This window comes from uncultured Streptococcus sp. (assembly GCF_905372115.1).
Taxonomy (GTDB): Bacteria; Bacillota; Bacilli; order Lactobacillales; family Streptococcaceae; genus Streptococcus.
In genome coordinates, this window is sequence record NZ_CAJPNR010000060.1 from 1 (window position 1) to 11185 (window position 11185).

At 42.6% G+C, this 11185-nt stretch carries 11 protein-coding genes, 1 pseudogene and 1 CRISPR repeat array; of the genes and pseudogenes, 11 read left to right on the plus strand and 1 reads right to left on the minus strand.

Annotation, left to right across the window (positions count from 1 at the left end; genetic code table 11):
• The 5 genes and pseudogenes from QZ169_RS10870 to cas2 all read left to right on the plus strand — a co-directional run.
• Window positions 1–207 (plus strand): annotated as a pseudogene (locus QZ169_RS10870) (type I-C CRISPR-associated protein Cas8c/Csd1); the annotation flags it as partial.
• 3 nt (window positions 208–210) lie between these two features.
• Window positions 211–1059, plus strand: a complete 849-nt coding sequence (gene cas7c / locus QZ169_RS10875; RefSeq protein WP_295506999.1) for a type I-C CRISPR-associated protein Cas7/Csd2 — start codon at window positions 211–213, stop codon at window positions 1057–1059.
• Window position 1060: 1 nt separating this feature from the next.
• Window positions 1061–1732 carry a CRISPR-associated protein Cas4 gene (gene cas4 / locus QZ169_RS10880; RefSeq protein ID WP_295507001.1) on the plus strand — a complete coding sequence of 224 codons (672 nt, stop codon included), beginning with the start codon at window positions 1061–1063 and terminating at the stop codon, window positions 1730–1732.
• Entirely contained in the window at window positions 1729–2754 is a 1026-nt protein-coding gene (gene cas1c, locus QZ169_RS10885; RefSeq protein WP_295507003.1) for a type I-C CRISPR-associated endonuclease Cas1c, read from the plus strand. Before cas4 ends, cas1c begins: the two co-directional genes overlap by 4 nt.
• A gap of 10 nt (window positions 2755–2764) precedes the next feature.
• On the plus strand, window positions 2765–3058 hold the full coding sequence (cas2, locus tag QZ169_RS10890; protein WP_295507004.1) for a CRISPR-associated endonuclease Cas2: 294 nt from the start codon (window positions 2765–2767) through the stop codon (window positions 3056–3058).
• Window positions 3059–3204: 146 nt separating this feature from the next.
• A CRISPR array of direct repeats spans window positions 3205–4295; the repeat unit is 32 nt; unit sequence GTCGCTCCCTTCACGGGAGCGTGGATTGAAAT.
• A gap of 95 nt (window positions 4296–4390) precedes the next feature.
• On the opposite strand, the gene mnmE is transcribed toward cas2, so the two are convergent.
• Entirely contained in the window at window positions 4391–5764 is a 1374-nt protein-coding gene (gene mnmE, locus QZ169_RS10895; RefSeq protein ID WP_295507006.1) for a tRNA uridine-5-carboxymethylaminomethyl(34) synthesis GTPase MnmE, read from the minus strand.
• 177 nt (window positions 5765–5941) lie between these two features.
• Here mnmE and rpiA point away from each other — a divergent pair, with 177 nt between their 5' ends.
• From rpiA to QZ169_RS10925, 6 genes are all read left to right on the plus strand, one after another.
• A complete protein-coding gene (gene rpiA / locus QZ169_RS10900) occupies window positions 5942–6619 on the plus strand; it encodes a ribose-5-phosphate isomerase RpiA (protein WP_295507007.1) in 678 nt (225 codons plus the stop codon).
• 13 nt (window positions 6620–6632) lie between these two features.
• On the plus strand, window positions 6633–7844 hold the full coding sequence (locus QZ169_RS10905; RefSeq protein WP_295507009.1) for a phosphopentomutase: 1212 nt from the start codon (window positions 6633–6635) through the stop codon (window positions 7842–7844).
• A gap of 29 nt (window positions 7845–7873) precedes the next feature.
• Complete coding sequence (locus tag QZ169_RS10910; RefSeq protein WP_124765973.1) at window positions 7874–8686, plus strand: purine-nucleoside phosphorylase; 813 nt, start codon at window positions 7874–7876, stop codon at window positions 8684–8686.
• A 197-nt stretch (window positions 8687–8883) separates the two neighbouring features.
• Window positions 8884–9597, plus strand: coding sequence for a purine-nucleoside phosphorylase (gene deoD / locus QZ169_RS10915; protein ID WP_185681478.1), 714 nt, complete (start codon window positions 8884–8886; stop codon window positions 9595–9597).
• Window positions 9594–10355, plus strand: coding sequence for a hypothetical protein (locus QZ169_RS10920; protein WP_124765969.1), 762 nt, complete (start codon window positions 9594–9596; stop codon window positions 10353–10355). Before deoD ends, QZ169_RS10920 begins: the two co-directional genes overlap by 4 nt.
• An 11-nt stretch (window positions 10356–10366) precedes the next feature.
• Window positions 10367–11104, plus strand: a complete 738-nt coding sequence (locus QZ169_RS10925) for an NAD-dependent protein deacylase (protein ID WP_295507012.1) — start codon at window positions 10367–10369, stop codon at window positions 11102–11104.
• Window positions 11105–11185: the final 81 nt, after the last annotated feature.

The following is an 11185-nucleotide window of genomic DNA, read 5'->3' on the forward strand; positions in this document are numbered from 1 at the left end:
ATTAAGCCCTATGAGGAAGTTTTGAAATTGAATAGATCTGGTATTTGGCATAAATTGGAGAAGGAAAGAAAAGAAATTATTCAACTTTTGACCCCATTACATGCTAATAAAGAGTTTACACAACCACTAGATTATAAATTTATCTTTGGCTACTATGCTGAAAAACATTTTTACTACACTAAACAAACTAAAGAAAACGAGGGATAAGATATGTTGGAACACAAAATTGATTTTATGGTGACGATTGAGGTACGTGAGGCAAATGCAAATGGCGATCCTTTATCTGGTAATATGCCAAGAACAGATGCTAAGGGTCATGGCTTGATTTCAGATGTGGCCATTAAACGTAAAATTAGAAATCGTATGCAAGATTTTGGTTGTCCTACTTTTGTACAGGCAGGTGATCGCATTGATGACGAGTTTCGTTCGCTTGAAAAACGTTTTTCTAATCAATTCACTTCAAAAGATTCAGATGCAGAAATTGAAGAAAAAGCTAATCAATTATGGCTGGATGTGCGTTCTTTCGGTCAAGTATTTACCTATTTAAAAAAGTCAATCGGTGTTCGTGGTCCAGTTTCTCTGAATATGGCTAAATCCTTGGAACCAATTGTGATTTCCAGTCTACAGATTACTAGAAGTACCAACGGTATGGAAGCGAAAAATGAAAGTGGTCGTTCGTCAGACACCATGGGAACTAAGCATTTTATTGATTATGGTGTCTATGTCATCAAAGGTTCGATTAATCCAAATTTTGCTGAAAAAACAGGATTTTCTGATGAAGATGCTGAGGTAATTAAGAAAGCGCTTATCAGTCTGTTTGAAAACGATGCGTCATCCGCTCGTCCTGAAGGTTCTATGCGAGTAAGGGAAGTTTTCTGGTTTACACATTCTAATAAGTTAGGAAATGTTTCCAGTGCGCGTGTTTTTGATTTGTTTGAATTTGACAAAGAAAAACAGGATAAGGATAGTTATGAAGACTATGCTATCCATCTTAATCAAGAGAAATTGGCAGAATATGAAACTAAAGGATTGAAAGTTGATATCTTAGAAGGACTGTAATATGGTTTATGCTGAAAGTGAGTATTTGATGTTGTCTGGAATTCAGCATTTCCAATTCTGCAAGCGCCAATGGAGTTTGATTCATATTGAGCAGCAGTGGGCTGAAAACGAAGCGACAGCTCATGGGCAGATTTTACATCAAAAGGCAGACAATCCATATATCAAAGAAAAACGAAAGGATGTCATTACCTCACGGGCTATGCATGTCTCATCAAAAGAGCTTGGTCTCTATGGGATATTGGATGTGGTTGAATTCCATAAGGATGAAAAAGGAGTTTCGTTAAAAGGGAAACGTGGTAAATGGCTCCCTGTTATTATTGAATATAAGCGTGGAAAACCAAAAAGGGATACTCGCGATATTGTTCAGCTGGTTGCTCAAACGATTTGTCTTGAAGAAACTCTTGGGTGCGCAATCGAGTATGGTTATCTTTATTACCATAGTGTGAATCAAAAGAAGCGAATAGAAATTACTTCTGATTTACGAAAAGAAGTAGCCGAGTTAGCTTGCCAAATGCATGAATATTATGATAAACAGGTTATTCCGAAAGCTGAATATTTTAAAAACTGTCAGTTATGCTCCTTAGTTGATATTTGCATGCCGCGTCTGAGCAAAAAGGCACGCAATGTTGACAATTATATTTTCCAAGCACTAAAAAGTGAGGATAGCTTATGAAAAAGCTACTTAATACTCTATATTTGACTCAAGATAATTTTTATTTAACGCGTGAAAGAGATAATATCGTTATCAAGCAAGAAGGTAAGGTTGTCAGTCGTTTTCCATATCGGATAATTGATGGCATAGTTTGTTTTTCTTATTTGGGGGCGTCTCCTTCTTTGATTGAACTATGTGCTAAAAATCAGATAAATTTGTCCTTCCATACACCACAAGGGCGCTTTTGCGGTCGATTTGTTGGGCAAACAAATGGGAATGTTTTGCTAAGGAGACAGCATTATCGTTTGGCGGATGAAGAACAATCTCTAGAATATGCAAAACACTTTATTCTTGCTAAGATTTCAAATTCTAGAAAATATTTATTACGTTTCAAGCGTGACCATCGCGATCGAATTGATAGCCATCTCTTTGAAGAGGTAAATACAGAATTGACTTGGGCTTTGGAACAGGTTCAAGTAGCTGAAGACAAGGATTCTCTTTTAGGAATTGAAGGTCAGGCAGCAAACCAATATTTTCGTATTTTTAATGATTTAGTATTAACTGATAAGGAGACTTTTCAGTTTAATGGGAGGACTAGGCGGCCTCCGTTAGATTGCGTTAATGCTCTGTTATCATTTGGCTATAGTTTGTTAACATATGAGTGCCAATCTGCTTTGGAAGCAGTGGGGCTGGATAGTTATGTTGGCTTCTTTCATACAGATAGGCCAGGTCGTGCTAGCTTAGCATTGGATTTAGTTGAAGAATTTCGTGCTTATATAGTTGATAGATTTGTATTTTCTTTGATAAATAAAGCTCAGTTAAACAAAAAACATTTTGACTTTAAAGAAAATGGTAGTGTCATATTAACTGAAAAAGGGCGTACAATCTTTATTGAAGCCTGGCAAAAGCGGAAACATCAGGAAGTAGAACATCCTTTTACTAAAGAAAAGGTGAAATTGATGTTACTGCCATATGTCCAAGCACAGTTATTGGCCAAGACAATCCGTGGAGAATTGGAATCCTATCCGCCGTTTTTAATATAGGAGGCAGTTTATGATGGTATTAGTAACATATGATGTGAATACTGAAACTGCGCAAGGCAGGAAAAGACTGCGTAATGTAGCAAAATTATGTGTTGATTACGGTCAACGCGTTCAGAATTCAGTCTTTGAATGCTCAGTAACTCCTGCAGAATTTGTAGAAATAAAGGCTAAGCTTTTGAGTATTATTGACACTGAGTCTGACAGTATTCGTTTTTATTTGCTAGGAAAAAACTGGCAAAATCGTCTAGAAACGATTGGACGTGATACAAGTTATGATCCTGATATAGGTGTATTACTCCTTTAAATTGCTTAGTGCGAATAGTGGTTACTCATAAAAAAGTAGGGCTTTCGCGCGAAAAATATATAAAAACAAGGTAAAAATTCAAAATTCTGGAAGAGTTTTCTTTCCTTGAAACATAATTTTTGCCTAAAACAGTGCAACTACGCGCTGTCGCTCCCTTCACGGGAGCGTGGATTGAAATTTTTTCAAATCGTTTTCTATTGACACCTAAAAAGTCGCTCCCTTCACGGGAGCGTGGATTGAAATTAAATCATCACCGTTTAAATCACCTCTAAAAAATGTCGCTCCCTTCACGGGAGCGTGGATTGAAATTTTAAAAGATTGCTCTATTGTATTAAAATCCATGTCGCTCCCTTCACGGGAGCGTGGATTGAAATAGAGCTATCATAAACAGTATTTTTATAACCTTTTGTCGCTCCCTTCACGGGAGCGTGGATTGAAATTCATTGTAAACTTTTTTTGACTCTAAAAAATACGTCGCTCCCTTCACGGGAGCGTGGATTGAAATCTGTAACATAAGAAAACGTCAACCAATCAAAAGTCGTCGCTCCCTTCACGGGAGCGTGGATTGAAATAAATAAACCGTTTTTAAACAACTCACGAGCTTCATCGTCGCTCCCTTCACGGGAGCGTGGATTGAAATAAAGGGTGTTCCTTGAAGTAGTCGTTGAATACTGTGTCGCTCCCTTCACGGGAGCGTGGATTGAAATCTCTCTTTCTTGTGCTGCATGCGCTCACGGCCGCGGTCGCTCCCTTCACGGGAGCGTGGATTGAAATATTCCGTAGAATGAGTCAGGATTTTGTCCAAATCGTCGCTCCCTTCACGGGAGCGTGGATTGAAATTTTGATGGACAGCGCCTTGCTTGCGCATTGGGCTTGTCGCTCCCTTCACGGGAGCGTGGATTGAAATAGAAATACTACATCGGAAAGTTTGTAGGTTTACTGTCGCTCCCTTCACGGGAGCGTGGATTGAAATATCTTTGCGCCATAAACAGAGTTAGCCTCGTCAAGTCGCTCCCTTCGCGGGAGCGTGGATTGAAATTTGATAGGATTTAACCCATTCATTGACCGTATCAGTCGCTCCCTTCACGGGGCGTGGATTGAAATTCAAAACTCTAGACACTTACATGCAAAGTATGTGGTCGCTCCTTTCACGGGAGCGTGGATTGAAATCTCCTTCTAGCCAATTAAAAAACACCTTGCTTTGTGTCGCTCCCTATATATAGCTTTCTAGAGGAGAGCAAAGTAGAGAACTAATAATGTACGAAATGCTATTAAAAATAATCGAATATACTGCATTCGAAAAGAGACCTAAACTTTAGGTCTCTTGTTTCTCTATTTCCCTAAGCAAAATTGGCTGAAGAGTTGGGTGATAAGCTCGTCTGGTGCGGCGTCACCAGTGATTTCGCCGAGGATTTCCCAAGTGCGAGTCATATCGACTTGGAGAAGGTCAACCGGCATACCCATTTCCAAGCCTTGCTTGACGGCTTGCAGGCTTTCTAGGGCTTTTTCAATTAAGGAGATATGGCGGGCATTGGACAGGTAGGTAGCGTCTTGCTCTACGATACCAGCATTATCAAAGAAGAGCTGATTGATGCGTTCTTCAATTTTATTGATATTTTGATTGTGGAGGACGGAAATCTTGATGACATCAGTTGGCAGCTGGTCCAGCTCAATCTTCTCTTCAAGGTCAGTCTTGTTAAGCAGGACGATACGATTGCTATCTTGGCTGATTTCAAGCAATTGTCTGTCCTGGTCTGTCAGAGGCTCGCTGGCATTGAGAACCAAGAGAACCAAGTCAGCTTCCTGCAGGGCTTTTTTAGAGCGCTCAACTCCAATCTGTTCTACAAGGTCATCGGTTTCTCGAATCCCTGCGGTATCGATGAGCTTGAGCGGCACACCCTTGATATTGACATACTCCTCGATCACATCACGAGTCGTCCCCTCAATGTCAGTCACAATGGCCTTGTCCTCACGCAGGAGATTGTTGAGCAGACTGGACTTTCCAACATTAGGCCGGCCGATGATAGCAGTGGAAATGCCTTCGCGTAAAATCTTACCTCGTCGTGCAGTATCGAGAAGACTGCTCAGCAGAGCCTCGAACTCAGCTGTTTTTTCTCGCATAAGCTGGGTCGTCATCTCTTCCACGTCGTCGTACTCGGGATAGTCAATATTGACCTCGACCTGAGCCAGTGTGTTGAGGATTTCCTGACGGGTATTGTTGATAAGGTTGGAGAGAGAACCATCCAGCTGCTTGACAGCATTGTTCATAGCTTTATCGGTCTTGGCGCGGATGATGTCCATGACAGCCTCAGCCTGAGTCAAATCCACGCGCCCATTGAGAAAGGCCCGCTTGGTAAATTCACCAGGCTCAGCCATTCTAGCGCCCTCGCGGATAGCAAGCTGCAGGATTTCATTCGTAACCGCAATCCCCCCGTGGGTGTTAATCTCAATGATATCCTCGCGTGTGAAGGTCTTGGGAGAGCGCATAGCACCAAGCATGACCTCGTCTAGAATTTCCTGATTTTGAGGGTCAACGATATGGCCGTAGTTGAGCGTGTGGCTTTCTACTTCGCTCAGATTTTTCCCTTTGAAGATCTTTTGGGCAATAGCAAAGCTGTCAGTCCCGCTTAGTCTGACGATGCCGATAGCCCCTTCGCCAAGAGGCGTAGAAATCGCAGCGATTGTATCAAATTCTCTGGTAATCATACTGTATCTTCCCTTGTGTTTTAAAATCAATTACCCTAATTGTAACGCAAAAATCAAGGAGGAGCAAGGCTTTCGATTATCAAGCGGAAGGAATGCAATTTAAGTCTGGCAAAGAAAACACTTTCATGTTAGTGAGAATCATGATATAATAAAAGTAGTGTGATTCGAGGAGGTGCTATGGAAAATCTAAAGAAACTGGCAGGAATCAAGGCTGCTGAATTTGTCCAAAGCGGGATGATTGTTGGTCTCGGGACGGGTTCAACTGCTTATTATTTTGTCGAAGAGATTGGTCGGCGTATCAAGGAAGAAGGATTGCAGATTACAGCTGTTACGACTTCCAGTGTCACTAGCAAACAGGCTGAAGAGCTGGGCATTCCGCTCAAGTCTATCGACGATGTGGATCAGGTGGATGTCACTGTTGATGGTGCTGATGAGGTTGACGCCGCTTTTAATGGTATAAAGGGCGGTGGTGGCGCACTTCTCATGGAGAAAGTCGTAGCGGTGCCCACCAAGCACTATATCTGGGTAGTCGATGAGAGCAAGATGGTAGAGAAGTTAGGTGTCTTCAAGCTGCCAGTAGAAGTTGTTCAGTACGGTGCTGAGCAGCTCTTTCGTCGCTTTGAGCGTGCTGGATATAAGCCAGCCTTTCGTCAGAAGGACGGTCAGCGTTTTGTTACGGACATGCAGAATTTCATCATCGACTTAGATTTAGGTGTGATTGAAAATCCAGTTGAGTTTGCGCAAGAACTAGATCATGTAGTGGGCGTAGTGGAGCATGGACTGTTTAATCAAATGGTAGATAAGGTCATTGTTGCTGGAAAATCGGGTCTTCAAGTTTTAGAGGCCAATAAATAGAAAGAGGTATTTTATGCCAAAATTTAATCGTATTCACTTGGTAGTCATGGACTCAGTTGGTATCGGTGCTGCACCAGATGCTAATAATTTTGTCAATGCAGGGGTACCAGATGGTGCTTCAGATACTCTGGGACATATTTCCAAAACGGTAGGACTGAATGTACCAAATATGGCTAAGATCGGCCTGGGAAATATCGAGCGTCCTGCTCCTTTGAAGACAGTTCCTCAAGAAGAAAATCCTAGCGGCTACTATACCAAGCTGGAAGAAGTATCTCTTGGAAAAGACACGATGACAGGACACTGGGAAATCATGGGTCTCAATATTACTGAGCCTTTTGATACTTTCTGGAATGGCTTCCCAGAAGAAATCCTGACTCAGATTGAAGAGTTTTCTGGTCGCAAGGTCATTCGTGAGGCTAACAAGCCATACTCTGGTACAGCAGTTATTGATGACTTCGGCCCTCGTCAGATGGAAATAGGCGAGCTGATTATCTACACCTCTGCTGACCCAGTATTGCAAATTGCAGCACACGAAGAAGTGATTCCTTTGGAAGAGCTCTATCGTATCTGTGAGTTCGCCCGCTCTATTACCATGGAACGGCCTGCGCTTCTGGGACGTATCATCGCTCGTCCTTATGTAGGTGAGCCAGGCAACTTCACTCGTACAGCCAACCGTCACGACTATGCAGTTTCTCCGTTTAATCCAACTGTTCTTGATAAGCTTAATGAGGCTGGAATTGCTACCTATTCAGTTGGGAAGATTAATGACATCTTCAATGGAGCTGGAATCAACCATGACATGGGACACAATAAGTCTAACAATCATGGTGTTGATACTTTGGTCAAAGCCCTCAAAGACGAAAACTTCAAAGAAGGTTTCTCATTTACCAACCTAGTAGACTTTGATGCTCTTTATGGTCACCGCCGAGATCCACATGGCTACCGTGACTGTTTGGAAGAGTTTGATGCTCGCATCCCAGAAATCATTGAAAACATGCGTGAAGATGATCTGCTCATGATTACTGCTGACCATGGTAATGACCCAACCTATGCTGGAACCGACCACACTCGTGAGTACATTCCGCTTTTGGTCTTCGGAAAATCGCTGAGCGGTCATGGTCATATTCCTGTTGGACACTTTGCGGATATCTCAGCTACCGTTGCTGAAAACTTCGGAGTAGACAAGGCGATGATTGGTCAAAGCTTCTTGGACAAATTGGTATAAGCATTATAAGAGAGTGAGGAAAATGTTTTATGACAAGCTTATCAGAGAAAATCAAAGCAACAGCAGCCTTCTTGAAAGAAAAAGGTATGACAGAACCTGAATTTGGTCTGATCTTGGGATCTGGTTTGGGAGAATTGGCTGAAGAGATCGAAAATGCCGTTAGTCTTGACTATGCGGATATTCCAAACTGGGGCCGCTCAACTGTTGTTGGCCACGCTGGTAAATTAGTCTATGGAGACTTGGCAGGACGTAAAGTCTTGGCACTGCAAGGCCGTTTCCACTTCTATGAAGGAAATCCTTTAGAAATCGTTACTTTCCCAGTGCGTGTGATGAAGGCTCTTGGTGCGACTGGTGTTATTGTTACCAATGCTGCCGGCGGTATCGGCTATGGTCCTGGTACGCTTATGGCGATCACTGACCATATCAATATGACTGGTCAAAATCCTTTGATTGGTGAAAACTTGGATGAATTTGGTCCACGTTTCCCTGATATGTCTAAATCTTACACTCCAGAATACCGTGCCGTCGCTCATAAAGTTGCTGATAAGCTTGGTATCAAGCTGGATGAGGGTGTCTATATCGGTGTCACTGGACCGACTTATGAAACACCAGCAGAAATCCGCGCTTATAAGACACTTGGAGCGGATGCAGTTGGCATGTCTACTGTTCCTGAAGTGATTGTAGCGGCACATTCTGGTTTGAAAGTCCTTGGGATTTCATGCATTACAAACTTTGCTGCTGGGTTCCAAGAAGAGCTTAATCATGAGGAAGTGGTTGAAGTAACAGAACGTGTCAAGGGTGATTTCAAACGATTACTTAAAGAAACACTTGCTGCATTGTAAAAAAATGTTGAAAGGCGTAGTGTCTGGGTTTGTAATTGAATCCGAACTAGCCTTTCTATGGAATATTAAAATTAAGAAAGAAAGGAATTGAACCCTCCCTAAAAGCGGTGGGAAAAAGATAGTTGGTCTTGCTAGCATCGCTCACTGCGACCATCTCCTATTTTCCCTTTGCTTTTGACGGGTTTGGTATCTTAACTATGTCTATTCATATTTCTGCTAAGCCAGGTGAAATTGCGGATAAAATTCTTCTTCCAGGTGATCCGCTTCGGGCTAAGTTTATTGCGGAGAATTTCCTGGAAGATGCTGTTTGCTTTAATGAAGTCCGCAATATGTTCGGCTACACTGGTACTTATAAAGGTGAGCATGTTTCTGTTATGGGAACAGGGATGGGAATGCCCTCAATCTCTATCTACGCGCGTGAGTTGATTGTTGACTACGGTGTGAAAAAGCTAATCCGTGTGGGAACAGCTGGTTCGCTGAATGCTGATGTCCATGTCCGTGAATTAGTACTGGCTCAGGCGGCTGCGACTAACTCCAATATCATCCGCAATGACTGGCCACAGTATGATTTCCCACAAATCGCTAGCTTTGATTTACTAGATAAGGCCTATCATATCGCCAAAGATCTCGGTATGACGACGCACGTTGGAAACGTCTTGTCGTCTGATGTCTTTTACTCAAACTACTTTGAAAAGAATATTGAGCTTGGTAAATGGGGGGTTAAGGCTGTTGAAATGGAAGCTGCGGCACTTTACTATCTGGCTGCTCAGCACCATGTAGATGCTCTCGCGATTATGACCATTTCTGATAGCTTGGTCAATCCTGAAGAGGATACGACAGCAGAAGAGCGTCAAAATACCTTTACCGATATGATGAAGGTTGGTTTGGAAACCTTGATTGCAGAAGCATGAAACTAGATGTCAAAGAAGCCATTCTCTTTGCTATCTCCCGCTATGACTATGCTTATGCGTATAAGCTGGCTGAGCGAGCAGGAAGCAGTGTCCAGTCTGACTTGGTCCTTCTTCTTGAGGCTTTAGCGGAGCGAAGAGAGCTCAACATCCAATCTATGATGAATCTAAAGTTGGAAATCACTGGGTCTGACCTAGCTGATTTTCAGCTTTTTTGCCATGAAGATGAAGCGGATGAGCAGCTGGTCAATTACCTGTATGATCTGGAAGCCAAGCTGAGGAATGAGCAGCTGATTGATTTTATCCGAGCTGTCAGTCCAGCTATTTATCGGATTTTTATGCGGCTGATTCGCATGCAAATACCAGATATTGAGAGCTATATTCATAATTCGCGAGGGGCTAGTTACGACCGTTGGAAGTTTGAAAAGATGCGACATTCTGATAATCCTGTCCTGCAAAATTTTCATGCGGAAAGCACGGTCAATTCTTCTAGTTTGACGGAGCTGATTTTGCAGTTGCATTTTCCTGAATCTGTCAAAGAATCAGCACAGCAGCTAAGAGAGTTAGAAAAGTCAGTCCGCAATCCACTGGCTCATCTTATCAAGCCTTTCGATGAGGAAGAATTGCACAGGACGACAGGTTTCTCATCTCAGCACTTTATGGATCTTCTGGCTAATTTGGCGCAGGAGACAGGCATAGTTTATCAGAAGGAACCTTTTTACTTCGACCGAGCGAATGCGGTCATAGAAAGTTTCTTATAAGGAGTAGCAGGATGGATAAAGTTGCAAGGCTGCAAGAATTGATAGACCAAAGCCAGAATATTGTCTTTTTCGGTGGTGCGGGTGTTTCGACGGAGTCCAATATTCCAGACTTTCGCAGTTCAGATGGGATATACAGCGTCAAGCTAGGACGGCACTTTACAGCGGAGCAGCTGGTTTCTCACACTATGTTTGAGCGCTATCCGCAGGAGTTTTTTGACTTTTACAAGAAGTACCTGCTCTATCCGGATGCCAACCCCAATGCGGCACATGCCTACTTGGCAGACTTGGAGAAGATAGGCAAGCTCAAGGCTGTGGTAACTCAAAACATCGATAGCTTGCATGAAATGGCCGGTTCGAAAAAGGTTCTCAAACTACATGGCAGTGCGGATAGAAATTTTTGTCTGAATTGTCAGCGATTCTATGATTTGGACGGCTTTCTGGCTCTGCGCGGTATCATTCCTCACTGCCTTGACTGTGGCGGTATTGTCAAGCCAGATGTGACTCTCTATGAAGAACCCCTAGATATGGAAGTTTTCCAGCAGGCAGCTCAAGCTATCCAGAAAGCAGACTTGTTGATAATTGGCGGTACTTCTTTGGTCGTCTATCCTGCAGCCAGCCTCATCCAGTACTTTGCAGGAAAGCATCTGGTCGTCATCAACAAGACCAGCATCCCTCAAGACAGCCAGGCAGATCTAGTCATTGAGGGTAAGATAGGAGAAGTGTTGGGGAAGTTGAGAAGAGATGGCTAGAATCTATTTCTAAAAATAAGAAAAAAAGACTCTTGTAGATTTTGCAAGGGTTTTTATTAACAACTTAAAATAGGTATATTA

Coding starts and splice junctions, on each gene's coding strand:
- cas7c (WP_295506999.1), top strand. CDS start 211: ATGTTGGAACACAAAATTGATTTTATGGTGACGATTGAGGTACGTGAG.
- cas4 (WP_295507001.1), top strand. CDS start 1,061: ATGGTTTATGCTGAAAGTGAGTATTTGATGTTGTCTGGAATTCAGCAT.
- cas1c (WP_295507003.1), top strand. CDS start 1,729: ATGAAAAAGCTACTTAATACTCTATATTTGACTCAAGATAATTTTTAT.
- cas2 (WP_295507004.1), top strand. CDS start 2,765: ATGATGGTATTAGTAACATATGATGTGAATACTGAAACTGCGCAAGGC.
- mnmE (WP_295507006.1), bottom strand. CDS start 5,764: ATGATTACCAGAGAATTTGATACAATCGCTGCGATTTCTACGCCTCTT.
- rpiA (WP_295507007.1), top strand. CDS start 5,942: ATGGAAAATCTAAAGAAACTGGCAGGAATCAAGGCTGCTGAATTTGTC.
- QZ169_RS10905 (WP_295507009.1), top strand. CDS start 6,633: ATGCCAAAATTTAATCGTATTCACTTGGTAGTCATGGACTCAGTTGGT.
- QZ169_RS10910 (WP_124765973.1), top strand. CDS start 7,874: ATGACAAGCTTATCAGAGAAAATCAAAGCAACAGCAGCCTTCTTGAAA.
- deoD (WP_185681478.1), top strand. CDS start 8,884: ATGTCTATTCATATTTCTGCTAAGCCAGGTGAAATTGCGGATAAAATT.
- QZ169_RS10920 (WP_124765969.1), top strand. CDS start 9,594: ATGAAACTAGATGTCAAAGAAGCCATTCTCTTTGCTATCTCCCGCTAT.
- QZ169_RS10925 (WP_295507012.1), top strand. CDS start 10,367: ATGGATAAAGTTGCAAGGCTGCAAGAATTGATAGACCAAAGCCAGAAT.